The sequence below is a fragment of the Pseudomonas sp. LAMO17WK12:I1 genome (assembly GCF_900177315.1).
Taxonomy (GTDB): Bacteria; Pseudomonadota; Gammaproteobacteria; order Pseudomonadales; family Pseudomonadaceae; genus Aquipseudomonas; species Aquipseudomonas marginalis.
This window is the reverse complement of the sequence record NZ_FWZV01000005.1, coordinates 26,871-49,033: the sequence shown is the minus strand read 5'-3', so window position 1 is coordinate 49,033 and position 22,163 is coordinate 26,871. Positions and strand designations below refer to the sequence as shown.

Annotated in this window: 29 protein-coding genes and 1 pseudogene; 26 read left to right on the top strand and 4 right to left on the bottom strand. The window is 54.3% G+C overall.

Going from position 1 to position 22,163, the window contains the following annotated elements:
• Positions 1–267 precede the first annotated feature (267 nt).
• The 23 genes from pilM (at position 268) to B9N88_RS10315 (ending at position 17,177) form a co-directional block, all read left to right on the top strand.
• Complete coding sequence (pilM, locus tag B9N88_RS10425) at positions 268–708, top strand: type IV pilus biogenesis protein PilM (RefSeq protein ID WP_027606789.1); 441 nt, start codon at positions 268–270, stop codon at positions 706–708.
• Between the two features lie 932 nt (positions 709–1,640).
• A complete protein-coding gene (locus B9N88_RS32665; RefSeq protein ID WP_051429380.1) occupies positions 1,641–2,162 on the top strand; it encodes a hypothetical protein in 522 nt (173 codons plus the stop codon).
• 314 nt (positions 2,163–2,476) lie between these two features.
• Positions 2,477–2,716, top strand: coding sequence for a hypothetical protein (locus B9N88_RS10415; RefSeq protein WP_027606790.1), 240 nt, complete (start codon positions 2,477–2,479; stop codon positions 2,714–2,716).
• Positions 2,717–2,812: 96 nt separating this feature from the next.
• The gene (locus tag B9N88_RS10410) at positions 2,813–3,349 is read left to right on the top strand and encodes an STY4534 family ICE replication protein (RefSeq protein ID WP_081744455.1); all 537 of its coding nucleotides are present in this window, start codon (positions 2,813–2,815) and stop codon (positions 3,347–3,349) included.
• 106 nt (positions 3,350–3,455) lie between these two features.
• Positions 3,456–3,911, top strand: a complete 456-nt coding sequence (locus B9N88_RS10405; RefSeq protein WP_027606792.1) for a hypothetical protein — start codon at positions 3,456–3,458, stop codon at positions 3,909–3,911.
• Between the two features lie 79 nt (positions 3,912–3,990).
• Positions 3,991–4,326, top strand: a complete 336-nt coding sequence (locus B9N88_RS10400) for a hypothetical protein (RefSeq protein WP_027606793.1) — start codon at positions 3,991–3,993, stop codon at positions 4,324–4,326.
• Positions 4,327–4,404: 78 nt separating this feature from the next.
• Positions 4,405–5,022: a DUF3275 family protein gene (locus B9N88_RS10395; protein WP_027606794.1), complete on the top strand. Its 618-nt coding sequence runs from the start codon at positions 4,405–4,407 to the stop codon at positions 5,020–5,022.
• A gap of 63 nt (positions 5,023–5,085) precedes the next feature.
• The gene (locus B9N88_RS10390; RefSeq protein ID WP_027606795.1) at positions 5,086–5,367 is read left to right on the top strand and encodes a hypothetical protein; all 282 of its coding nucleotides are present in this window, start codon (positions 5,086–5,088) and stop codon (positions 5,365–5,367) included.
• 72 nt (positions 5,368–5,439) lie between these two features.
• Positions 5,440–6,039: a hypothetical protein gene (locus tag B9N88_RS10385; RefSeq protein ID WP_027606796.1), complete on the top strand. Its 600-nt coding sequence runs from the start codon at positions 5,440–5,442 to the stop codon at positions 6,037–6,039.
• Between the two features lie 22 nt (positions 6,040–6,061).
• Positions 6,062–7,519, top strand: a complete 1,458-nt coding sequence (locus B9N88_RS10380) for a DUF6094 domain-containing protein (RefSeq protein ID WP_027606797.1) — start codon at positions 6,062–6,064, stop codon at positions 7,517–7,519.
• 104 nt (positions 7,520–7,623) lie between these two features.
• A complete protein-coding gene (locus B9N88_RS10375) occupies positions 7,624–9,864 on the top strand; it encodes a DEAD/DEAH box helicase family protein (RefSeq protein WP_027606798.1) in 2,241 nt (746 codons plus the stop codon).
• A gap of 137 nt (positions 9,865–10,001) precedes the next feature.
• The gene (locus B9N88_RS10370) at positions 10,002–10,436 is read left to right on the top strand and encodes a LexA family protein (protein ID WP_027606799.1); all 435 of its coding nucleotides are present in this window, start codon (positions 10,002–10,004) and stop codon (positions 10,434–10,436) included.
• On the top strand, positions 10,433–11,722 hold the full coding sequence (umuC, locus tag B9N88_RS10365) for a translesion error-prone DNA polymerase V subunit UmuC (protein ID WP_027606800.1): 1,290 nt from the start codon (positions 10,433–10,435) through the stop codon (positions 11,720–11,722). The genes B9N88_RS10370 and umuC overlap by 4 nt, the downstream gene beginning before the upstream one ends.
• Positions 11,723–11,750: 28 nt before the next feature.
• The gene (locus B9N88_RS10360) at positions 11,751–12,392 is read left to right on the top strand and encodes an SOS response-associated peptidase (protein ID WP_027606801.1); all 642 of its coding nucleotides are present in this window, start codon (positions 11,751–11,753) and stop codon (positions 12,390–12,392) included.
• A gap of 52 nt (positions 12,393–12,444) precedes the next feature.
• Positions 12,445–12,642: a hypothetical protein gene (locus B9N88_RS10355; RefSeq protein WP_027606802.1), complete on the top strand. Its 198-nt coding sequence runs from the start codon at positions 12,445–12,447 to the stop codon at positions 12,640–12,642.
• Between the two features lie 103 nt (positions 12,643–12,745).
• Positions 12,746–12,892 (top strand): hypothetical protein, encoded by a 147-nt coding sequence (locus B9N88_RS10350; RefSeq protein WP_256221288.1) that lies wholly within the window; start codon positions 12,746–12,748, stop codon positions 12,890–12,892.
• A gap of 107 nt (positions 12,893–12,999) precedes the next feature.
• Positions 13,000–13,287, top strand: coding sequence for a hypothetical protein (locus B9N88_RS10345; RefSeq protein ID WP_027606803.1), 288 nt, complete (start codon positions 13,000–13,002; stop codon positions 13,285–13,287).
• A 23-nt stretch (positions 13,288–13,310) separates the two neighbouring features.
• Entirely contained in the window at positions 13,311–13,787 is a 477-nt protein-coding gene (locus tag B9N88_RS10340; protein WP_027606804.1) for a GNAT family N-acetyltransferase, read from the top strand.
• A 6-nt stretch (positions 13,788–13,793) separates the two neighbouring features.
• On the top strand, positions 13,794–14,798 hold the full coding sequence (locus B9N88_RS10335; protein ID WP_256221289.1) for a hypothetical protein: 1,005 nt from the start codon (positions 13,794–13,796) through the stop codon (positions 14,796–14,798).
• 444 nt (positions 14,799–15,242) lie between these two features.
• Positions 15,243–15,545 (top strand): hypothetical protein, encoded by a 303-nt coding sequence (locus B9N88_RS10330; protein ID WP_027606806.1) that lies wholly within the window; start codon positions 15,243–15,245, stop codon positions 15,543–15,545.
• A gap of 335 nt (positions 15,546–15,880) precedes the next feature.
• The gene (locus B9N88_RS10320) at positions 15,881–16,207 is read left to right on the top strand and encodes a hypothetical protein (RefSeq protein ID WP_027606807.1); all 327 of its coding nucleotides are present in this window, start codon (positions 15,881–15,883) and stop codon (positions 16,205–16,207) included.
• 353 nt (positions 16,208–16,560) lie between these two features.
• Entirely contained in the window at positions 16,561–16,725 is a 165-nt protein-coding gene (locus B9N88_RS32570) for a hypothetical protein (protein ID WP_155954382.1), read from the top strand.
• 143 nt (positions 16,726–16,868) lie between these two features.
• On the top strand, positions 16,869–17,177 hold the full coding sequence (locus B9N88_RS10315) for a hypothetical protein (RefSeq protein WP_027606808.1): 309 nt from the start codon (positions 16,869–16,871) through the stop codon (positions 17,175–17,177).
• A 157-nt stretch (positions 17,178–17,334) separates the two neighbouring features.
• On the opposite strand, the gene B9N88_RS10310 is transcribed toward B9N88_RS10315, so the two are convergent.
• The gene (locus B9N88_RS10310; protein ID WP_027606809.1) at positions 17,335–17,529 is read right to left on the bottom strand and encodes a hypothetical protein; all 195 of its coding nucleotides are present in this window, start codon (positions 17,527–17,529) and stop codon (positions 17,335–17,337) included.
• Between the two features lie 913 nt (positions 17,530–18,442).
• On the opposite strand from B9N88_RS10310, the gene B9N88_RS10305 reads away from it, so the two are divergent.
• Positions 18,443–18,811 carry a hypothetical protein gene (locus B9N88_RS10305; RefSeq protein ID WP_027606810.1) on the top strand — a complete coding sequence of 123 codons (369 nt, stop codon included), beginning with the start codon at positions 18,443–18,445 and terminating at the stop codon, positions 18,809–18,811.
• Between the two features lie 61 nt (positions 18,812–18,872).
• On the top strand, positions 18,873–19,964 hold the full coding sequence (locus B9N88_RS10300; RefSeq protein WP_027606811.1) for a hypothetical protein: 1,092 nt from the start codon (positions 18,873–18,875) through the stop codon (positions 19,962–19,964).
• Positions 19,965–20,017: 53 nt separating this feature from the next.
• On the opposite strand, the pseudogene B9N88_RS10295 reads toward B9N88_RS10300, so the two are convergent.
• From B9N88_RS10295 to B9N88_RS10285, 3 genes and pseudogenes are all read right to left on the bottom strand, one after another.
• A pseudogene (locus B9N88_RS10295) lies at positions 20,018–20,306 on the bottom strand (site-specific integrase); the annotation flags it as partial.
• Between the two features lie 28 nt (positions 20,307–20,334).
• Complete coding sequence (locus tag B9N88_RS10290; RefSeq protein ID WP_027606812.1) at positions 20,335–20,886, bottom strand: N-acetyltransferase; 552 nt, start codon at positions 20,884–20,886, stop codon at positions 20,335–20,337.
• A gap of 26 nt (positions 20,887–20,912) precedes the next feature.
• Positions 20,913–21,275 (bottom strand): hypothetical protein, encoded by a 363-nt coding sequence (locus B9N88_RS10285; protein WP_027606813.1) that lies wholly within the window; start codon positions 21,273–21,275, stop codon positions 20,913–20,915.
• 177 nt (positions 21,276–21,452) lie between these two features.
• Between B9N88_RS10285 and B9N88_RS10280 the strand changes: the two genes are divergently transcribed.
• The gene (locus B9N88_RS10280; RefSeq protein WP_027606814.1) at positions 21,453–22,163 is read left to right on the top strand and encodes a hypothetical protein; all 711 of its coding nucleotides are present in this window, start codon (positions 21,453–21,455) and stop codon (positions 22,161–22,163) included.

Below are 22,163 nucleotides of genomic sequence, written 5' to 3'. Positions count from 1 at the left end.
AAAAGTAAGAAAGACCACTTCCATTGCAGGTCGACGCCCTTTGACACTTACGGCAATAATTGTAACTACCTTTATTATATTGTATTACTCTTTACTTTTAGCTCGGCAAATACGAGCTTAACTTTCGAACTCTGAGGGTCTGACTATTGTCGTCAGACGACTATAGTCCGAAGCAGCAAAATCTGTTGTAGCCCGACCTCGTATTTTCCCAAGACGATCTGGTTGAGCTTCGGTGACAATTACGTCTGACACTCTTGAGGCTCAGTCATGTCGCTAAATTGGGCAGTTCTCACAATCCTGCTGATCGCTGTGGGCTTGTTCAATCAACAGCAAAAGCAATCCGAACAAATCACAGACTATGCGACCCTCGACTCTCTAAGTCGCAATTTGCTCGTCTATAGATCCGCAGCAGCTGAGTATGCGAAGGCAAACGCCGGGTATACAGGGACGCCGGCTGATGAAGCACTCAACCTGCCAGCATGGTTTTCAAAACCTCCAGGGGTTATGACCTACATATCTGCGGGACAAAGCTATACCTACTTTGCGGGTACAGCACCTCCAGGATTACCCGCAGCTTTGGTGGAGCGAACCCAGTCGATCACAGTAGGAGTGAACCGGGCAGGAGTGTTGATTTCGCCCAGGTCGGGACAAACAGACATCATTCTCCCCAACGTCATTCCTGAAGGCGCAGCCGTGGCAGTCAACTGACTTGATTCGCGTCTTTGTATCCGGTGCGAGGTTGCATATACCTCGGGCTCTCAACATAATGAACGCGACAAAGTTTCCACCCCGCTGGCTACTGGCGGTCATCAGTAGCGCCCGGTGATGCGGCTTGCCTCATTACCAACCCCAAAGCACGCATAGCTCCGGGAAGGGCGTGCGGACCTGGTTCAAGGCTCTCCCTGTGTCTCCCTGTTCAAGCCAGACACGCAGCCGTCTAACTCGTGAATTGCGAGTTCATAGGCACATAGAGCTTTGTCGAGGTTCGAAGCACCGTAGTCTAAGGGCCACACTGGTGTTGTGGCCCATTCTTTTTAGAGCTCACACAATGGGTAGCCTGATCATCTTGCAAAGGATGATCAGGCTACCCATTGGTAGCTGCTTTTCCCTGCCGGTGGCCCGCCGGCGAAACGCAGGGCTCCTTTTGTGCGCGGATGCGTGCCTTATGTTTGCTGGCCTCAGCCACGATAATCGGCCAGGTGTAGGAAGTGAGACGTTCTGATCACAGCCCAGGGATCGATGACGCCTCAATCTCTCACAGGTGGTATTTTTTTCTGAAAGACGTGTCTAACTACAACCGAGAGCGACTGTTTACCCAGCTGCTCTCGGTAGTTTCTCCTGCTGAGTTAAATCTGTTTTTGCCCTCGCCAAATTTCCCCTCCCCGCTTGACACATCAATGTCCCCCTTCGATGATATGAGCGTGTTTTGCTGACGTCGTCAGCATCATGCCCAGGTAGTCAGGATCTTTAAGACTGCGACACGATTTTCGTGTCTGATCCGCCCAAGACCGCTGAGCTTCTGGTAGCGCGGTCGGTCGACAATCGTCGATAGAAGCACCTAATGCAACTCACCTCGCGGGGAATCACTTCCCCGACAGGGCCTGTGCTTTCTCCGCATTTCAACCTGCAGGAGAAACACCATGTCCACACTCAGCTATAACGTTGGTTACACCCTCGGTACTGTCGCCCGTGAATTTCTTCGGGTGATGAAAAGCCCCAAGCACACAGCACCCGTAAGCCCTCTCATAGCCAAGCAATTGCTGCAGGCGGCTCCTCACCCATCCGGCCAGGTCCTTGAGACCATGCGCCAGGTTCCCGCAATCGTTCGCCTGAAAGGTGTCGATCTCAACTCTTGGTACGAAGCCAACACCCGTGTGGTGGCGGTGAAGAAACCGGCGCGTCAGCGCAAACCCAGAACGCCTGGAAAAACGGTCGAGGCAGCCGCTAAAGGGCTCCAACAGGGGTGTCTTAGCGACCTCATCGCTCCGATAGAGCACATGCTGGTCGACAGCCACAGTACTCAGGCGTCTCCAGTAGAAACCACTCCGGGCGTTGAGATGAAACTCGTTGAGCCCATCCCCATTCCTGACCGGTTCTCTGACTATCGCCGTGCCATGGAATGCGGCATAACCGATGAGCAGTTCCGCGCACTCGGCGACTGATCTCCGCCCCTCCACCCCGTCGGGAACCTTCCCAACGGGGGAGGTTCTTCTCAGCGAAAGACTTTTTTCACCAAAGACTTGACAACCTACAACGTCGTTTCCCATCCTATGTCCATGTATCGCTGACGTTGTCAGCAACATGCCCAAGTAGTCTGGATCCGCAAGGCTACGATGCGGTTTACCGCATTGATCCACTCCCAAGATCGCCATAGCTTCCGGTAGCGCGATCAGTCGACTCAGTCGATGGAAGCACCTTTCCCCCCCATGACGGGCCTACCCCGTCAGGGCAGGCCTCTCAATTTTTTGGAGGTCTGATGAAAACCGAACTGGCTCTCTACCAAGCGCTGATCTCGATCAACGTCCCGGAACAGAAAGCTAACGCTGTCATTGAAGCTTTGGAGACCGACATGCTCACGCTACTCGCAACTAAAGCGGATATCACAGCTCTTCGCGCTGAAATCTCTCAGCTTGAAGTAAGACTCACCATTCGCATGGGCGTCATGTTGTCAGCCACCACTGGTGTGCTGATTGCTGCCATGAAACTCCTGCACTAAGCAAAATCCTCAGCTCTACCACCCTCGCGGGGAATGCTTTCCCCCAAGGGCGAAGTGTTTCTCCGCTTTCTGTTATTTCGAAACTGGAGATTCATCATGAGCACTACTCAAACCAACGAAGCAAAATTCTTCGATCTGCACACCACTGGTATCGGTTACCTCAACCGTATCCGTGAAGTTAAACCTCGCGGCAAAGGTAAGCCATTTATGGCTGTCACCGTTGCGGCACTGCGCGGTTCTACAGATGAAGCCGAGTACTCCTACATCGACTGCAACATTGTCGGCGCTGAAGCTGAAAAGCTGATTCGTCGCAGCCAAGCGGCCGTTGAAGCAGGAAAGAAGGTCCTTGTGAGCTTCCGTATCGGTGATATCTGGACCGATGCTTTTACCTATGAGAAAGGCGATAAAAAGGGTCAACCTGGAGCTAGCCTCAAAGGACGACTTCTGTTTATCGGCTGGATCAAGGTAGACGGCCAAACCGTTTATGAAGCCAAGCCTCGTGAAGTTGAAACAGTTGCTGAACAAGGCGAAGCACAATCTGAAGCACCACTCGAAAGCGAAGAAGCAATCGAGCCAGTTGCGGAGGAACAACCAAATCTAACGCCTGCTAAACGGCAGCGTAGGGCATCTTGATTCACTCTGTTGAAAGGCACCCCTCGGGTGCCTTTCATCACTCTAACAACCCGAAGGGAACACCGCCCTTCTGGGTATGGTGATTCTCATACATTGGAGATTCACCATGATGAACACGTTATTTACACAAGCTCTTGAAATACACGTTGGTTATGCAAAAGCGGTGATCTATGAAAATAAGATTGATCAGATTTTCTATGTGATCGAGGCGAATGTCCTAGGCGCCGACGCATACCGCGCCGGCCTGCCCAACGTACCCGAGTTGTTCAAGACCGTTCCCTCGCTCAATCGAGCTTGGGATAAGGGAGTACACGCGGCCATTAATGGCAGAGTTTGTTCACGCTTGACTGAAGAAGAAGGGTTCCTGATAGCAGAAGAAGTGCAGCGACTCGCACTTGGGCCTGATACTGACGATGAGTGTCGACTGCTGCCTGACGGCCGTTCAGATGAAGTCTGGTTGGACGTGACACTTGAACGAAACGAAACGTCACCTGGCGTTTTCTCCCTCGACTTCCGAGTCAAAGAGATACACGTTTCTTGCCCAGGTGACGACGAGTACTGACACTTTAAACACCCCATACAAACCCAACGGGAAACCACCTCCCGGACGGGCCAGGTGGTTTTCACACCTGGAGCCGACCATGAAAAAACTTTCTCACCTAGTATCGCCTGATTTGCTCAAGCTACCGGTCGTACTGACCCCTAGGGCCTGGCAAGAAGCGGTGCATATTGAAAACCAACAGGATGTAAGTGCTATCAGTAACCGACTGGGTGATGTTGTCCTGGAGGCCTACCGAGAGCTGAATTTGCAACCTGACAGCGATCTGATCCATTTCGGCCTCTATCGCCTGCTGCCAGACGGCAACAGCTCAGATCGAGTCTGGTTGGACCTGAAACTTGACCGAATTGAATCGCCACCTGGAGTTTTCTACCTCTACATCTCACTTAAAGAAGAAATGCAAACTTCTTGTCCATAACCGCTTCGGCATTCACAGCACTATCCCAAGCCCGACATTTGTCGGGCTTTTTTTATTCTTAGCAGTGTGGAGCTGCACATGATCAACATTCCAGGCCAACTGGCCATCCGGACCATCAGCGGCCGCAATGGCGACTTCAACGTCGGACGGCTTTCAACTTCAATCGGTGAGTTCGTCATCAAAGACGCGCTCCTCGATCAGTACAGTGAAGGTAAATACCGAGGCGACTTCCTAATCACAGAAATACGCCCTTCGTACTACTCAACATCGGGTCGGCTGGTCGTCGAAATTCGTGCAAAGCTCGAAAGCATGAGCCTCGATGACGTGGATAACCTGACAGCGGAAGACGCTGCCACGCTCTCACCTAGTGAGCCGGACCCTATTGATGAAGAGCCCTCTTCAGCTCCGCCAAAACCTCTCCAGCAGCATAAAAAGCTGGCGTCGTCTAAGGCTGTAAACAGTACAGGCGAAACGCCTGCAGTTGAGGACGCTCCCTTTGGGATGTCTCCACCTAGCGGGACCAGCGGCTCAGAACAAGACGCCGATCTATTCGGCACGATCTGGCCTCTGGGCGATACAGTCAAGCTTGATACCACCGTTGACCGTCAGCGCTTACGCCAGCAATGCACTCGCCTAGGCGAGCTCGGCTATATGTTGGACTTCAAACTACAGGTCTGGACAATTTCCAGTTTCTGACTAAGCAAATCCACCCTTGAGGGGCTCCCTCTTGGGCGCTCCTTCCCATCCTTGGAGCATCACATGAACCCAATCTTCAACAACCTGACCACTGCTGTTTTGGACAATATCGAAGATCAACTCGCGAACAACGAGGTATCGACGAATGAGGAACTGTGGGACTTTTTCATAGAGGAGCTCGACATCACAGCTGAACAAGCCGATGCAGCCGTTGCCCTTCGCTCCCAATACCTGGGGCAAATATTTATGACAGGGCACAGCCCTCTTTTTCAAAACGATACGGTCTCGTTTGACCCGAACGACAAGACGTTCAAACCAGACAGTTCGCGGTTTCCCAAGCAATAACACTCGCTGCTAACACCCCCGAGGGGCTCTCCGCCCCTCCGGGCGGGTTCCCTCTTCACAATGGAGGTTCCCATGCCCAACCCTACCCCGCTCTTCCCAATCGAGGAGTGCAATGACCTATTCGTTGACGCTTGCGCGTGTGACGAGCAACGCAACCTAGTTTTTCTCTCTGCATGGGGTCGCGATACGGCACTGCAGGAGTTTCTGGCCAGGCTGACCCTCGGCGCTGCCGAGGATGGTTTGAGTCAGTTTCACATAGTTGTAGACGGCCGAAGTCTCCCTGTTTTTCCCAACATAGATCTGTTGGAAAAGCGCACCACGCGGCAAATGCGCGGGACATTGTTCGGTAGCTTGATTCACCTCTGGTTGTTCGACCGACGCTGCGTGCAGCCGGATCGAGCCAACCACTTCGCCTATGCCCTTCTTGCGAACGGGCAGTCACCTCATCAAAGGCTTTGGCCGTTGATCCAGGACACCTGCCCTTTACCGCTGCTGCCACATTGGCAGAAGCCGGTGATGGACTGGCTCACCCAAAACGACATGTTGCAGCTCTTGCCCGGAACGTCCGGCGCTGTCGCGGCCTGGCGTTTGTCGTTGCAACTCGACGTACTCGAACCTGCTTTGAGCGATCTCATTCGCCAAGGGCAACTCTCAACCCACGCTCAGTTTTGAGCTTTGATCCAGGAGCCTCACGATGGCCTTGATGTTCCCACGCTTGGCGCGCAACTTCGCTCGCAATGGATACTACCCTACAGACGAAACGACGCTAGAACTCACCCTGCAAGCGTTGGCACCATCTCCAACTGGCAAGATGCGGATCTTCGATCCTTGTGCAGGCGAAGGTGTTGCCCTTGCTGAAACAGCTCACGTCCTCGGCCGCAACCGCGTCGAGACCTACGCAGTCGAGTACGACCGGGAACGTGCCAACCACTGCAAGACACTGCTGGATCGCGTGCTGCATAGCGATCTAATGGACACTATGATCAGCCGCCAGGCCTTTGGCTTGCTGTGGCTCAACCCGCCCTACGGTGACCTGGTCGCTGACCATGCAGGTGCCTCACAATATCAAGGTAACGGCCGTCGACGCCTGGAGAAGATGTTCTATCAACGAACACTTCCTTTGCTGCAGTACGGTGGGGTCCTGGTGCTCATTGTTCCGCACTATGTGCTAGACGACGAGCTATGCAGTTGGCTATGCAATCACTTCACTGAACTGCGGATCTATAACGCCGCTGATCCAACATTCAAGCAGGTGGTGATCTTCGGTATTCGTATTCGACGCCAGGATCTAGCTCGACCACAAGAGGTCAAATACGTACGCGCACGCCTTCAGGCAATCGGCGCCGGCACATTGAGTGCGGAAGCGTTACCAACCAGTTGGACGTGGGAGCCCTACAGGGTCCTCCCAGCATCCACTGACCTGGAACACTTCTACCGTATCAGCCTTGAACCCGAACAGCTCAGCGAAGAGGTCAAAAGACTTCGTGGCATGTGGCCGGACTTCACACTGCACTTTGGGCAAAGCGGCGCGCAGCCAAGACCTCCCGTAAGGGAGCTCTCGCGTTGGCACTTAGCTTTGGCCTTAGCTGCCGGCGCGATTTCCGGCGTGGTGACATCCAAAACCGGTCGCGTATTGGCACTCAAGGGCGACACCTACAAAGATAAGGTCCGCAAGACCGAGTTCACTGAAGACCAGGACGGCAACGTCTCTGAGGTGAGGATCCTGACAGATCGTTTCGTGCCCATTATTCGGGCATGGGATATGACGCCAGACTCTACAAACCTCGGAAAGGTCATCACCATCAGCTCATCGGCGGATCCAGAGCCTGAGCCTGACGAACCAGTATCAGCGCCTACCCCCAATAACCAACCAAAGGTCATATTTGATCCTGGCCGCGTGTTACTTACCCAATCTGTGCAACACCTCATGGAGCGCGGATACCTCGACCCAACCCTTTACCTCCGACGACATTTCTCCGGCGACTGGGGTGAACTGCACGACGCAGACAGGAACAGCAACCAACGCGCCCTGACCACTAGGGAGCGGTTGTTCTCCAGCTACAACGTCGACGCTGGCGATGAAACACGGTTGTGGATCATCACCGAAGCTGACCGGAGTGCTACCACCGTGTTGCTGCCATCGGACTACTGACCTATCACATCAATCTGACCATTCATCAACCAACCCGCAGGGTATTCACCATACCCGTCGGGGTGTCGTGCATGCCCTGTTTCATTCCTATTGGAGAAACAATCATGAACGACATGTCCCAAGTCCCTGTAGCGTCCTTGGCCATCGGCCTGACCGAATTCATCGACGAGTTCGGTGATGAGTTGCTGGACTCTCTAAACCGCTCTAACCCACCGGTCTATGCCGGCAACGCCAACGAAGCTCGTCATCGGGTGATGAACGCACTGAAACGCCAACCTTTCCCCGCGCAAGCTGAGGTAGTTCAGGCTGTTGCCGCTCTACTGCTGGACCGCAATGAAGAGGCAGCCGTTATCAATGCAGAAATGGGCACTGGTAAAACCATGATGGCCATTGCCGTAGCGGCCGTCATGCACGGCGCCGGCTACCGCCGCACCATGGTCGTTTCGCCTCCTCATCTGGTCTACAAATGGCGGCGAGAGATCCTCGAAACCATCCCAGACGCACGCGTTTGGGTACTCAATGGACCCGATACCCTGGCCAAACTGCTCAAGCTGCGTGAGCAACAGGGAGATCCATACGATGGACGGCAAGAGTTCTTCATTCTCGGACGCGTGCGTATGCGCATGGGGTTTCACTGGCGGTCGGTATGTTGGCCACGTCGCGCCCGCGGCGGACACAACCTTGCAGGATGCCCAGACTGCGGACGTCTTTTGGAGGATCCAGAAGGCAACCTGATTACCATAGAAGAGTTTTACCGAGAGGAACGCCGTCGAAGCTGCCCTCATTGCCAAGGCCCGCTCTGGACGTTAATGCGCCCAGGCAAAGCTGAGAACGGAACTCGTCACGCGACCATCCTAAAATCGATGTGTCGGATTCCTACCATCGGACCAGTACGTGCGGAAAGATTGCTGAATGACTTCGGGGAAGACTTCCTCGCCTCGATGCTGGTCGACAACGTCAGCGAATTCATCAACCTAATGGACGCACAGGGCAACTTTATCTTCAGCGACCGCCAGGCCAAGCGCATGGAGCGAGCTATGGCCAACATTGAGTTCGGCTTTGGCGAAGGCGGTTACCAACCCACGGAGTTCATCAAACGCTACCTACCTGATGGATATTTTGACCTGCTGGTTGTAGACGAAGGGCATGAGTACAAGAACAGCGGTTCAGCCCAGGGCCAAGCCATGGGGGTACTGGCAGCGAAGACACGTAAGACCCTGCTCCTGACAGGCACCCTTATGGGCGGCTATGCCGACGACTTGTTCTATCTCCTGTTCCGCATCCTCACTCGTCGGATGATTGAGGATGGTTACCGACCAAACGCACGCGGCAGCATGGCACCTGCGGCCATGTCGTTCATGCGAGACCATGGCGTATTGAAGGATATCTACACCGAGCGAGACAACGTGTCTCACAAAACAGCCAAGGGAAAAAAGCTCTCGGTACGTTCGGTAAAAGCTCCGGGTTTTGGACCTAAAGGTATTCATCGTTTCGTGCTGCCGTTCACAGTCTTTCTGAAGCTCAAAGACATCGGCGGGAACATCCTGCCCGACTATCAAGAGGAGTTCATTGACATAGCCATGTCTGCAGAACAGGCCGAGGCCTATCAGCAGTTGGCAGGAAAACTGACACTGGAACTTCGCCAGGCGTTGGCTCGCCGAGACACTACCCTTCTGGGGGTCGTGCTCAACGTGCTTCTAGCTTGGCCTGACTGCTGTTTTCGACCGGAAGTGGTAAAACACCCTCGTTCCAGAGACACATTGGCATTTGTTTCTTCGATCTTTGGAGACGAGGAACTCATGCCAAAAGAACGGGCATTGCTGGATCTGTGCCTTTCGGAGAAATCCAAAAACCGCAAAGTTCTGGCTTATTCTGTGTACACCGGAACGCGGGACACCACCAGCAGGCTGAAGCGTTTGTTGGAACAGGCTGGATTAAAGGTTGCGGTTCTTCGCGCCTCGGTCGATACGGCCAGGCGCGAGGACTGGATCCTCGACCAGGTTGATCGCGGCGTCGACGTGCTGATCACTAATCCGGAGCTGGTAAAGACCGGCCTAGATCTGCTCGACTTCCCGACCATTGCGTTCTTACAGACAGGATACAACGTCTACACCCTGCAACAGGCAGCTCGACGCTCGTGGCGAATCGGGCAAAGAATGCCGGTACGGGTGGTTTTTTTTGGCTACGCAGGTAGCTCCCAGGTTACCTGCCTGCAACTAATGGCTAAGAAGATCGCTGTGTCACAGAGTACGTCGGGAGACGTTCCAGAGTCTGGTCTCGATACGTTAAACCAGGATGGTGATTCGGTAGAGATGGCGCTTGCTAGACAATTGATTGCTGTATGACCTCAAGGCCACCTCCGGGTGGCCTTTTTTTCAAGGTGATAATTGGTAGTGAACCGACATTCGGTCGGATCAAATTGACGTGGCATTGATCAAGCAGTTAACTGTCTATCCATACAGTTATTCATCAGGCCAGTTTTATGAGCGCAACCCTCATTGGTCCCATTGCCAGCGGTGGTGAATTATTGCCGCTGTACTCCTGTCAAGTTTCTGCAGGCTTCCCATCGCCGGCAGCGGACCACCTTGAAAAGCTAATATCGCTGGACGAGCTTTTTGAAATCCGCGCGCCGCATGTCTACTTGGCCAAGATCCTGGGCGACAGTATGCAAGGTGCCGGCATTTTCAGCGGTGACTTGGTAATCGTTGATCGAAGTAAAACGGCGCGTCATGGCGATATCGTTATTGCAGCTCTTAATACCGAGTCCGTTTGCAAGCGCCTTTACATGCGTGATGACCAGGTGGTGTTGATGGCCGAAAATCCAAAATTCCCCCCCAGGTACGTGATGGAAGGGGACGAGCTGGTGATATGGGGCGTGGTCAGTTACAGCGTGCGCGACCATGAGCATTCATCATGAGCCCCCCCAATCCAGCCTTGCCGGTTTTCGCGCTCGCGGACTGCAACAGTTTCTATGCCAGCTGCGAACGTGTTTTTCGGCCAGATCTGGCCAGCACGCCCATCGTGGTGTTGAGCAACAACGATGGTTGCGTCATTGCGCGCAGCTACGACGCCAAGCCCTTCGTTAAAATGGGTGCGCCCTATTTTCAAATCAAGGACACGCTGAGGCACCACGGAATTGTCGCCTTCAGCAGTAATTACGCGCTGTATGGTCAGCTATCAGAACGCGTAATGACCCTAATAGAATCAATGGTTTGTGCCAGTGAAGTGTATTCAATTGACGAAATTTTCTGTGACCTCACCGGCATGCCCGGCAACCTAACCGAGTTTGGGCGAAAGATCCGTGCCAAAGTCTTAAAACACACCGGTATCCCGGTTGGTGTGGGCATTGCCCACACCAAAACCCTGGCCAAACTGGCGAACCACACCGCAAAACGCCTTCAGGCACAGACTGGTGGAGTCGTGGATCTGTGCGATCCTTTTAAGCGCGATTGGGTGCTGCGCAACACGGCTGTCGAAGAGGTATGGGGCATAGGTCGACGCATGACGGCGCACATGAAGGCCCTGGGCATACACACGGCCATGGACCTGGCCAAGGCGGATCCCTTCTTGCTCGGCCGCAAATTCAGCGTTGTCCTGGAGAAAACAGTGCGCGAGTTGGCCGGCACGTCGTGCCTGGCCCTGGAAGAAGCGGTGCCGGCCAAGCAGGAGATCTGCTGCAGCAGAATGTTCGGCGTGCGTCTGGAGAAGATCGAGCCGATCAAAGAGGCGGTGGCCACATACGCGCAGCGTGCGTCGGAAAAGCTAAGAGCCCAGCATTCGCTGTGCAAGAAGATCCGCGTCAGCATCCGCACCGGCATGTTTAACCCTGACGAAGCCCGTTACGCTAACGGTGTGTTGGTGGAGCTGCCCTACCCCACCAACGACGTGCGTTTGATCACCAAGGCCGCCACGCAGGCAGTGGAACGCCTGTTCCGCTCTGGGTTCCGATACAGCAAGGCTGAGGTGTTGCTTATGGATCTGCGTCAACCAGGTGAGTTTACTGATGACCTATTTGCGCACACGCAGCCAGCAGCTGCGAACAAGGTGATGAGTGTCCTCGACGAGATCAACAACCGGTGGGGACGCGGCACGCTGCGCGCTGCCGCTGTGCCGGCGGCGCCGACCTGGGCGATGCGTCGGGAGTTGATGAGTCCGAGCTACACCACCAGGCTTGACCAGTTATGGACGGTAAACGCCAATTGAGGCGTCAGGATCCTGAAGGAGTTTCGGTATGTGCAGTCATTACGAAGCACCGGCACCGCATCGAGTGGCCGAGACATTCGATGTTGAACCTTTCAAGCAGGGCAAGTTGGAACTGTATCCAGGCTACACCGGCCCCTTCATTCGCCAGGTGGAGCACGTCGACGTCGATGCGGATTCGCCGGCGCCGGTGGAAGGGCTGGCAGGCTCGTTTGGACTGATTCCGTCCTGGAGCAAGGACACTAAAATCGCTCGGCACACCTACAATTGCCGATCGGAAACGGCCAGTCAAAAACCATCGTTTCGCACGGCTTGGCGTAAGGCCCAACATTGCATCATCCCTGCAGCAGCCATTTACGAGCCTGATTGGCGAACGGGTAAATCCATTGCTACGCGTATCACCCGCGCAGACGGCGAATTGTTGGGCATCGCGGGGCTATGGGAGCAATGGCGCGACCCCGGTACCGGGAAGATCCTGCACAGTTACACTATGTTGACCATCAATGCGGACGACCACCCCTTCATGCGCAACTATCACAAGCCCCAGGATGAAAAGCGCATGGTGGTGATTTTGCCCAAAGGGCTGTACGCCGATTGGTTGAAAGCCCCGGCCGTGGATAGCATGGAGTTTATGCGCCAGTACCCGGCTGACCGCATGGCCGTCGCCATGTAGTCCTGGGCGCAACCCACACATGACCAGACCTGATACAAATGAGAGTGGTTGAATGACCAAAGATGAACTGCGACAACAGCTGCAGCAGCAATTTGAGCAACATCTGCAGACGAATCCCGATGCTGTGACGCTTTATGCGGCAGAGCCAGAACCGGAAACACGACCTTGGAAAAAGAAACCCAGCCTGCTGGATCAAGCCTTTGCCCAGGACTTGGCCGAGATTGAAAAAGAGCTGCAGGCCAAAGTCTAATTTTCCGTGAACACCAGGTTCATCTAACAGGCCGGGCTATCCCCGGCCTTTTTGTTGACGCACTATGTCAGGATTGATGGTAAGTAAGCATTTAGGGTGAATCATGCCCAAGGCGATTGTTCTCGATGATGAGCAGCTTGAACACGCTGTCAGAGTCGCCAAAGTAAGCAGTCCCGAGAACGGTGGTCGTGATGCCGCGCTGCTGTTGACATGTTTTGGCCCCGGCATGACCGTGACGGAAAGACGATAAGAAAACGACCGTAAAACCCGCTGCCAAGCGCGCCGGATTGAGCAAGATCACAAGGTTTACGAATTCACGAAAAAATATCCAGTCACTAATAGAATGGAATCCACCCCATGCTCCGAAATGGCAAGCCGAGCCCCGCGCCGATCCCGCTGATCGAGCCGCTGACCGTGACCCTCCAGGGTGAAGTGCTGAAACGCCTAAACGAGTATCGCGAAGCGGTCTTTCAGCTGTCTGACCAAGGCTGGCCGGATGATGCGAAGAAGCAAAATAAACCAGATAAGCATCGCGCTATGTATCGTCCGCAGCGCAAAAGGGCCAGGCACGGGTTGCTGGATTTTCTCTGTGAGCAGGCCGACGCCCAGCAGCGCGCCAATCCGGGCTCCAAGCCTCAGCAGTAGGTAATCTGTTCAAGGAAAGCAGCATGGCAATGACTGACCCACTTCAAGCACTCGTAAGCCTTCAGGCTGAAATTCGTAAGGGCATGCCCACGCATCCTACCGAAAAATATCCTTCAGTACGGGTCGTGCTCGATGAGAGAAACGGGCGTGTTAGGTACACCTATGCCCGGATAGAGCACGGTCGGGTGAAAGCAATGGCAATGTTTGTGCGCACGGAAAATATCGACGGAATTGGATGCTTTCAGATTGGCTATGCCGTTCCAGATAAATACCGGGGTAGAGGTTGGGCAAAAGAGATCCTGGAGCAAGGATTAGACGAACTCAGCAATGGCCTAGCACGGCACGGTGTCGAAAAATTCTACGTTCAGGCGGTGGTAGGCACGTCAAACTTGGCATCCATCGGGGTTGCAACACAATTGCTGACTGACACCCCTGTCTGGACCATGGATAGCGTCTCTGGGGAACCTGCTCAGGCGTTTACCAGGCTCGTGGAGTGTTGAAAGAAAATGAGTGAGGCATTTATGGGGAAGGGAAGGGATCGGACGGCACGACTTCCGCAGCGAATAAAGAAGCAGCGTCCATTCGATTTATCGGCCATCCGCGAGGATTACCCTACCTTCTCGATATTGCTCGCACAGGCTGTTCGCACCCTAGCTGAACTACCTGACTTTTCAGATGACGAAAAAGTGGCTGTCATGTCCGATTTTGGCGGCGAGCATAAAGGGTCACGCTTCACCACCTATTCATTTTTGCTCATGGCTTACGACAAGGTCGGGCCATTTGAAGAACAGACCAGAGCCCTCAGAGAGAAATACGATCTGTTAGATCCATATAGTGAGTTTTCCTTCAAAGACCTGACCTACGGCCCTCGAAGTAGAGCTCTTGATGAGTTTCTTTGGATCGTTGACCACTTCATCCATGGCGCGGTAATCACAATCGCTATCGATAGGCAAATTGAGACAGTATTTGGCCCATCCAAGCAGGAAGCTCACACCTTTCTGGTGGATCAGCTAGCGGCCATGGGATTAGGTCAGTGGAAAGGACCTGTGGCTGAAAAAGTCCTTCGCGTATGTCATTCCATTGCCTTTTTTGTTGGTCTGACCACCAGAGAAAACCAACGATTGCTGTGGTATTGCGACAACGACGCGATTAATGAAATGACCAAAACCCGAAATTTTGGGGATACACAGAAAATTTTCCAGCAAGCGCTCGCCATGTATGCCAAGCACAGTTTCGACTTATTAGGTTTTGGTAAATCATTTGACGGCAAATCGCACTTAGACGATCTTTTGAGTATACCGGACCTAGCTGCAGGGGTAGTCCAGGATGTACTGAAAGCCCACGCCATCGGCGATGACAACATTCCGGGCGGGCAGGAGAAAATTTCCTTGGTGAAATGGTTGACGACTGAAAGCCAATTTCTTTCAAAAATCACAATCCAGATCAGCAAGCTCGAAAACGGAGAAATCGGATGCGGACTGGTGAACTTTGGGCCTGCAATCCAAGAGTAGCAGTGCTGGATGCTCGGATGGCCAAGGCCTATGGGTTGTTCGTAGAGACGGGCAAGCCGGCAGTGTTCTACCTCGAAACCAAGGGTTTGCTGAACCCTGGCAAGCTATAGGAAAACGATATGTCTCAACCTCAGCACCCAAAACTCCCTGGCGATTGCACATATCTTGGTAGCAAGGGGCGATTCGATCTCTATTTCTGCTCACAAGGGCTTCCAGCACCAATAGTGATCGCGCGCAGTAGCGTCAGGGATCAACAATGGCCGGTAGATCGTGGTTCGCGTTCGACGGTGTCGGAGCAAATCTTTATTTATGCCGTCGATCTGGCGCGTCAGCAAGGGCTACTGGAATTCGAGTAGGAAAGATCGCTGCACGCCACCGGTCCTTGATTGGGCCTTTGGCGGTACCAGGGCGCGGCTTCCGCGTCCGTGAGTAAGGAACTCTGTGATGCCTTTGATCCAGATTGAGCAAGACAGCCCCGACACCATCGCGCGAGCCCGTCAATGCGTTGCCAAGATGGTCGACGAGGTGCGTCGCTATCGACATGACTCCGCTCTTTGGTCGCCGTCGGCATCGAAGGTGACGGGCTATCTGACCGCGCTGGTTGAGCATGACTTGATTAGTTTCTCGATGACAGTGCAACTGACTCAGGAAAAGGATCAAGCCTTAAGCGATGCCCTCAAGGTTCCTAGCCAGTTACCGGAGGGCGGCGGTTTTCAGCAGGCAGTCAGTCCGCCGCCACGCTCCTGAATTGCAAGAAAACGGTCATGGTTGATGGGTTTGAAGATCTACTAGCAGAGGCGGGGTATCGCCTTATTGATCCAAACGGCAAGTGGCCGATAACTTGGGTCGTCGGGGACAGTTGGGTGGTTCTGAGCGAGTCTTGGGAGTGGACAGTCGGCCCTGATGAGCCTGCTACTGAGGAACAAATTCTTGAGCTACTGACACGCTCTGGCGGGACTTACGATTTGCAGGACTATTGAAAGGAAATCGTCGCTCAGCTGAACCCCAAGCCCCGCATCTGCGGGGCTGAGGTCGTAGAGGAACGCCGCTTTGACGTCTCCCCCGTACGATAAGGTCTACTTATGGATTTCAAGATTACTTATTGGACACGTCGGTGGTCAGCGAACACGACGCTCACGGTACAGAAGACCGAAGCTGGATGGCACATTTCCCACGTCGCGATCAATGGTGATGCTGATCGAGAGGGTGTGCCGTTCCTTGAGTCGAACTTACATCAAGACAACGTGCAATTCCCTCACGACGTCGGTGCGTTCCTGGGCTTCGTATGGGACCAATTGAACAGCGGCAAAATCGACGAACAACGAGCCCAGGAAATGATTCAAGAGATCGGCGACTGGATTACTGCATGCGAGACATCGCAGCCTGTTTGGAAGGTCTGGAACAGCTAGGAATATCCCGCCGAGCACCACATCCCGCTAAGCGGGCTAAGTCAGTAAAGACGTGGCGCGCTGGAATGTCCCGGTTCATGCAACCTAGGCCTCGATGACAAATAGCCTTACTTTTAGTCACGTTACAGAGTATACGTCCGGCCAAGTCATGCGCGCCGCAAGTTCTTCGACCTGCATGTAGCCAATAAAAGCCAGTTGACCTCGCAAGCTGTGTTGGGCAGACGCTTACGTTACAGAAACGATTTTTACTGAAAAGGAACCCTGTGCTGAAATGGGAAACCCTGGGCTGAAGGGTGGAATCAGCGGTCATAGACTATGGGCCCATACCAAAAAAGCCCCCGGAGGGCACTAACATGGCATTACCGACGATCCAGCACATTCCCCAACCTGCGCCGAAAGTTGAGCAAACCCCGGCGCCGGCTGTCGAGCGGCCGCTACTGAAACAAGCGCCGCGCAGGCCAATCATGATTGCGCTACCGATGGGTATGCAGATGGCGTTTATGCCGGCGCGTGAGTGACGCCGCGTTACCAATAACGCCCATAAGTTAAAAAGGGGTGTACACCGAGCCAGGGTGTGGCCCCTTTTTTATGACCCCGGTGACCACTCCACCCTGGACTGTTTTACGCAGTCACTGCCCCTCACTCGAAAAGGAGTTTCCCCATGACTGACACCGGCCTGGCAGGTTCGGAACACTACAGTTTCACCGATGACGGTGAAGTATCGCGACGCTTTGAGTTGGGCGGCGTGCCGTTGCGCCCAGGTCACTACGAGTTGATCGAAGGGCAATTGCATCTGATGCGCCAGGCTGCCGACGAAGGGATGGCCGCGCGCTACGTGTACCAGGTGGAAGGCGTGCTGCTGACCCTGCAAATGATGGAAGAAATCAGCTTGGCAGACGCCGAGGCGCTGCGCTGGCATATCCATGGGCAACTCCCCGCCGCCCTGGCGGCCATGGTCAGCGTTGCATGAGTGCACGTGAAAGTAACGCGGCCTGCTACCGCCAGAAGGAAGCCCCGGAGTTTTGGGGGGAGCGCTGGGACGGCCTGCAGCTGACCTGCCCCGGGCTAAGGCCGTGGTGAAGGTTGCCGACAAGGTGGGGATTATCCGCTTTAGCGTGGAGCTTTGACTACACGCCCTGGGCGCGCGCGGCTTTGTCCAGGGCTTCGGCGAGGATCTGAGCGGCCGTGCTGAGCGCGCTGTAACGACGGGCTAATTCCAGCTCTGGCATGCTCGAGGCGGTGCGCTGGTACTCGGCGAGCATCTGGCGAAAATCCTGCAGGGTTTGCAGCTCAAAAGGAGAGAGGTCCAGGGTGATCGACATCGGGCTACCTCGGCAGTGTTACGCATAACGGGAAAGGTACAGACGAAAAAAAACCGCCCTGAGTAGGCGGCTTTTCGTTGCAGGCGCTGGTGAGGCCAGTGCTTGCTTTACCTCAGTGGATACATTCGCGTGGGATTCATAATACTCAGGCTTGACGGGGTGTGCAAACGGAAATACTGCATAAAGTAATACGATATCGTGTTATCCGTCGCCTGGCGCACCGCCAAGGCTTTTCCCGGCTGTGCGCACGGGGAGCCACAGCCCAGGTAATTTAACGTTTTATAAAATTGCTCAGGGCCGTTATTCGCGGTGCACCAGATTGCCAGATAAATGCTGGCTTTTGGGCATTTCGCGCACGCAAAAGTACGCTACTATGCCCTCAGACGAGATCTCTACAGGTGAGGTATTCGCTATGTGTGGCCGGTGCAGAAACGGTTTCCTATGCCCTTCAAGACGGGTTGAGAGCCGTACCGGTGTTGCTGAGGGGTTCACACTCGGCCGCCTTAGTGGATACATTCGCGTGTACTCCCGAAGACAGCGGTAAGCCGGATAAGCTGTTGGAGGTTTGGCCCAACCTACGGAGGGCCAAAAGTATGTTTAAGTTTATTAAGCGTGCTTGGGGTCTCGTTCGGAACGGATTGGGAGCTTATCGCCTCTATGAACTTCTGCGGGACCATTGGAACGAACTGCTTTAAGGGTTTGGACTGAGGGAAAACCGCTCTGGCTTCGGCCCGGGCGGTTTTTTTTGGCAAAAAAAACGCCCGGTGCGGGTTTGGTAATGATACTGCGGGAGTTATCCGTATTTAGACGCCTTGAGCAAGGCGAAGCCCCACCGGAACACATCGATGGATAGCGTCTCTGAGGAACCAGCTCTGGCGTTAACCAGGCTCGTGAAGTGTTTAGGGAAAAGCCGATGAAATACAAAATATTAGCTTCGTTGATGGCTGTGAGCCTGAACACCGTAGCGGCTCAGAAAAGCTTTGAGCTGCAGAGTTGTGATGTAGAAAGCCAGCGTGCAGTGGTTGGTGAAACAGGCGGTAAGATCAGTGACACCAGACAAGCCCACATATCAGTGAGAGCAAACGTTCTGAGTGCTGATATCAGCACAACGCGAAAAGCGCGCAAGCTAACCCAGGTTGAAGCTGAACGTATGCTCAACCGTGTTGAAGCGATCCGGGACCAAACCAATCAATTCGTCGAGCAGCAGGGTTTCTTGAGCGCGGCAGAGAAAGCTAGCTTTGACCGCGAATTCGATGCTATTGCGATGCGGCTGTGTAAGTAGGAAAAGAAGCAATAACCACAGGTCAATTAGATAAATGACATCCTCCTGCTTGGAGTTAACTATGCGCGATGCGCTGCCCCCTCTAGAAAAAACATCGCACCAGTTGCTCTATCTCATTTACGGCGACCAGGCTGTCTACCGGCGCGAAGCTAAATTCAGCATGCTGACCGCCTTGGCCCAGCTCAAACGGGGCGAGTCGCTGTGCATCAGAGTTATGACTGATCGCCCGCAGGATTACGCCGGTTGGCCGGTTGACACAATCGCCCTGAGCAATCAGACCATGATCCAATGGCAAGGTGAAAACGGCTACCACCACCGACGTAAGGCCTGCGCGATCGCGGAAGGACTGAAACTGGCAGAAAAAACCCTATTCGTAGATACCGACACGCTGTTCCTGGACTCCCCCCACCGTATATTCGGACGGATTGATCAAGGACGGTATGTGATGGACCGCTTTGAATACGACTGGAGCTATGTCTGCGAACGTCCAGACTATGTAAAGCTCGGTCAGCGGCTAGAAGCTTACGGCATCTCGGACAGCAATAGTTTCAAGCTGTACAACAGTGGTCTGTGTGGTCTCAATGACAGTGATACGCCGCTGCTCGAAGAGTCGATTCGACTGATCGACGAGTGGACTCAAGGATCATTCGATATCCATACTATCGAGCAAATCGCCCTATCATTCGCGATGCGCAACAAGCCAATTCAGGAAGCGAAAAACTACGTCTACCACTACTTCGCTGAAAAGCGTTTCTTCCATGCTATGCAAAAGCACTTTTTCAGTCGACATGGTGAACAGTTTCACCCTGAACTGCCCGCCCTCTGCACTGAAGTGCCGCGCTGCAAACCTGTGCCGTCACCCTGGCAGCGCCTGCGGATAAAGTGGAAACTGCGTAATACACGCAAAGGCATGAAAAAAGTCTGCCGCGATCTACTTTACGGAAGCGCCGCACCTGACCACCCGTACTTCGAAGTGTGCCGTCATGAATGGTGGGAATCAGCCTCCCGGGAGATTTTGCGTTGGGACGAAGGCCAAAAGAAAAGATTTTTCGGCGCGGAATATGGTCGATGGCCGAAACACCTGCCCAAACCGAAACGCTCGACCGACGAACAGACCATAATCGCCTACCTGCGCGAGCGAATGGGGCATTAACGTCTTCTTGGAATTGCTGCTCCAAGACTCGCAGATGCTCCAGGCGGCCTTTGATGATCAAACAGTCTGGCCAACGCCGCCAGTTTGCGCCGGATCGTGGCCCCGGCCAGGCCTCAGGTTTCCAGTTGAGCGCGCCAGGCCAGCACGCGCGCGGGGGTGACTGCGGAACTCATCGGCGCCGGTGAGCCCGACAACCCCGCAGAAGTCATCCAGGTCGTGTTGATAAGCCCGTCGGGTGCGTGGGTTGTCGATATTGGCGCACCATTCCACCGCCGCCGGCACGCTGGCCAACTGCTGGAATTCAACGGCGCTTAGAGGGCGTTCGCCGATCGGCAACAGCACGGCGGTGGACTGGGGGGAGTGAGTTCTTTCATCTGATGCCCGGCCCTGCAGGTCGACCTGCCGCGTGCTCACTGGCGACCCATTCCCAGTATTTACGGTGGGAGCGGTCGTTTACAGATTCCGGCACCAGGTGCTGCCAGCGTTGCTTTTCCAGGTCTTGTCGCTCGTCGCCGCGCAGCTCCTCACCGAGCACGGCGCCCGCCGCTGCGAATATCCGGCGAGCCCGGTACCAGAAACCATCGGATGAGGTGCACTGATCCAGCGGCACAATCGGCACCTGGTGTGTGCGCCACAGCTGCCACAGCACTGCCAGGCCGATGCCCTGCCTCCGCTGCGCCCGTTCGATTTCGATCATGTTGATGTACACGCAATCGCCCAGCGGACTGATGCCGTAATCGACGTAGCCAACCGGGCTGCTAGCGACCTCGATGTTGTCCTGGTAGTCGGTACCGGGAAACACGAAGCTGCCCCAGGGGGATTCGCTGCGCAGGTTCAACAGCTGTACGCCGCCGGCTAACGCATCGAGGCGTACGATCTGACGGCGCTGGAAGAAGTTGCGTAGCGGGTCAAATAGGAGCATAGGCCTATCCTCGCGGGGGGCGGGTTTCAGATCCGGTTGATGTACTGGTTAGCCGGAACCGTTCCAAGGCCGTAACCTTCTACAACCAAATTCCAGTGCGTGGCCTGCTTTTTACCAGTGGGGGCATTGGAGCCGTAGACCTCACCAATGTTCAGAAGCTTATTGCCTCTATCCCACACGATGTAGTTTCCAATGCGGATGGTGTTTGCAGGATGACGCTGGACGATATGCATGACGCCGGAATAGTCGGTCATGGTGATATTGATCAATTGGCCACATTCAGTGCATGTCCACGTCTGGTTATCAAGATGGGTCGCGCCACTGTTGTTGTTATGACCATTTGGGCAGGAATAGTACGAATCGTAAGACGGAGAGATGTAAAACGTCATGGTGAGCCTTCCAGGGCTGATTGGGGTGACAACGTATTTTATCGCGACATTTTTTAGTAGCGTTTTGGAGTCTGGAGAGCAAGCTTTGAAAAAAAGATATTCACTGGGAAACCTATTTTCTGCTGCGCCAAATGAGCCCGTTTGAGAGGGTTGCCTCGTTTTCGCGCGAGGATGCCCATGAACCTACCACGCCCTACTCGAACCACTGCAATTCTCAGTGTCTGCCTAGTCATTCTGGCGGGCATATTGGGCTATGAGCATCATCAACTTTCCCAGCTCAGCAATAGCTTAGCCGCGACTGCCGACAAAGAGTCGCTGGATGCACTGCTGACTCGGCTGGGCAAAGTAGATGAGCGCCTGGACGCCGTTGATGGCAAGCACCTAGTGTCCAACGAAGACTTCCGCTCCGGCCAGCAGGCGCTGTCCAATAGGATCGACGCCGCTCAGGCCTACGCAAAGCAAGCAACAGAAGCGACACAGGAGTTGTCTCGCAACTCCGCATCTTCAGGCGAATTGGTAGTGCTGAAGGCAAGTCTGGAGACCATCGACAACCGCCTTCAAGAGCTGAGTAAATCCCAGGTCAAACAACCGCCCGTGGCGCTCCCCAAAACGAAACCAGTACCTCGCAAATCACCACTTATCAAAAAACCCGTCACCAGTGTCACCGCACCTCAGCCCCCACCATTCACTGTGATAGGGATCGAGTATCGAGGCGGTGAACGTTTTCTTTCGGTGGCTCCTACTGGCAGTACCCACCTAAGCCAAATCTATCTGATCCGGCCGGGTGACGCTGTGGCAGGCACTGCCTGGCGCCTCAACGCCCTAGACGGTAAATCCGCACGCTTCGACGTCGCGGGAACCCCACAAATCGTAACTGTCGCGCAATAG

Excerpts from the sequence above, each read along its gene's own strand:
- B9N88_RS10350 (WP_256221288.1), top strand. The coding sequence starts at position 12,746 with ATGCCCAAGGCGATTGTTCTCGATGATGAGCAGCTTGAACACGCTGTC.
- B9N88_RS10310 (WP_027606809.1), bottom strand. The coding sequence starts at position 17,529 with ATGTCGATCACCCTGGACCTCTCTCCTTTTGAGCTGCAAACCCTGCAG.
- B9N88_RS10375 (WP_027606798.1), top strand. The coding sequence starts at position 7,624 with ATGAACGACATGTCCCAAGTCCCTGTAGCGTCCTTGGCCATCGGCCTG.
- B9N88_RS10300 (WP_027606811.1), top strand. The coding sequence starts at position 18,873 with ATGCGCGATGCGCTGCCCCCTCTAGAAAAAACATCGCACCAGTTGCTC.
- B9N88_RS10400 (WP_027606793.1), top strand. The coding sequence starts at position 3,991 with ATGAAAAAACTTTCTCACCTAGTATCGCCTGATTTGCTCAAGCTACCG.
- B9N88_RS10415 (WP_027606790.1), top strand. The coding sequence starts at position 2,477 with ATGAAAACCGAACTGGCTCTCTACCAAGCGCTGATCTCGATCAACGTC.
- B9N88_RS10390 (WP_027606795.1), top strand. The coding sequence starts at position 5,086 with ATGAACCCAATCTTCAACAACCTGACCACTGCTGTTTTGGACAATATC.
- B9N88_RS10380 (WP_027606797.1), top strand. The coding sequence starts at position 6,062 with ATGGCCTTGATGTTCCCACGCTTGGCGCGCAACTTCGCTCGCAATGGA.
- B9N88_RS10335 (WP_256221289.1), top strand. The coding sequence starts at position 13,794 with ATGAGTGAGGCATTTATGGGGAAGGGAAGGGATCGGACGGCACGACTT.
- B9N88_RS10340 (WP_027606804.1), top strand. The coding sequence starts at position 13,311 with ATGGCAATGACTGACCCACTTCAAGCACTCGTAAGCCTTCAGGCTGAA.
- B9N88_RS10360 (WP_027606801.1), top strand. The coding sequence starts at position 11,751 with ATGTGCAGTCATTACGAAGCACCGGCACCGCATCGAGTGGCCGAGACA.
- B9N88_RS10355 (WP_027606802.1), top strand. The coding sequence starts at position 12,445 with ATGACCAAAGATGAACTGCGACAACAGCTGCAGCAGCAATTTGAGCAA.
- B9N88_RS10330 (WP_027606806.1), top strand. The coding sequence starts at position 15,243 with ATGCCTTTGATCCAGATTGAGCAAGACAGCCCCGACACCATCGCGCGA.
- B9N88_RS10345 (WP_027606803.1), top strand. The coding sequence starts at position 13,000 with ATGCTCCGAAATGGCAAGCCGAGCCCCGCGCCGATCCCGCTGATCGAG.
- B9N88_RS10370 (WP_027606799.1), top strand. The coding sequence starts at position 10,002 with ATGAGCGCAACCCTCATTGGTCCCATTGCCAGCGGTGGTGAATTATTG.
- B9N88_RS10320 (WP_027606807.1), top strand. The coding sequence starts at position 15,881 with ATGGATTTCAAGATTACTTATTGGACACGTCGGTGGTCAGCGAACACG.
- pilM (WP_027606789.1), top strand. The coding sequence starts at position 268 with ATGTCGCTAAATTGGGCAGTTCTCACAATCCTGCTGATCGCTGTGGGC.
- B9N88_RS32665 (WP_051429380.1), top strand. The coding sequence starts at position 1,641 with ATGTCCACACTCAGCTATAACGTTGGTTACACCCTCGGTACTGTCGCC.
- B9N88_RS10395 (WP_027606794.1), top strand. The coding sequence starts at position 4,405 with ATGATCAACATTCCAGGCCAACTGGCCATCCGGACCATCAGCGGCCGC.
- umuC (WP_027606800.1), top strand. The coding sequence starts at position 10,433 with ATGAGCCCCCCCAATCCAGCCTTGCCGGTTTTCGCGCTCGCGGACTGC.
- B9N88_RS10290 (WP_027606812.1), bottom strand. The coding sequence starts at position 20,886 with ATGCTCCTATTTGACCCGCTACGCAACTTCTTCCAGCGCCGTCAGATC.
- B9N88_RS32570 (WP_155954382.1), top strand. The coding sequence starts at position 16,561 with ATGGCATTACCGACGATCCAGCACATTCCCCAACCTGCGCCGAAAGTT.
- B9N88_RS10285 (WP_027606813.1), bottom strand. The coding sequence starts at position 21,275 with ATGACGTTTTACATCTCTCCGTCTTACGATTCGTACTATTCCTGCCCA.
- B9N88_RS10315 (WP_027606808.1), top strand. The coding sequence starts at position 16,869 with ATGACTGACACCGGCCTGGCAGGTTCGGAACACTACAGTTTCACCGAT.
- B9N88_RS10280 (WP_027606814.1), top strand. The coding sequence starts at position 21,453 with ATGAACCTACCACGCCCTACTCGAACCACTGCAATTCTCAGTGTCTGC.
- B9N88_RS10385 (WP_027606796.1), top strand. The coding sequence starts at position 5,440 with ATGCCCAACCCTACCCCGCTCTTCCCAATCGAGGAGTGCAATGACCTA.
- B9N88_RS10305 (WP_027606810.1), top strand. The coding sequence starts at position 18,443 with ATGAAATACAAAATATTAGCTTCGTTGATGGCTGTGAGCCTGAACACC.
- B9N88_RS10405 (WP_027606792.1), top strand. The coding sequence starts at position 3,456 with ATGATGAACACGTTATTTACACAAGCTCTTGAAATACACGTTGGTTAT.
- B9N88_RS10410 (WP_081744455.1), top strand. The coding sequence starts at position 2,813 with ATGAGCACTACTCAAACCAACGAAGCAAAATTCTTCGATCTGCACACC.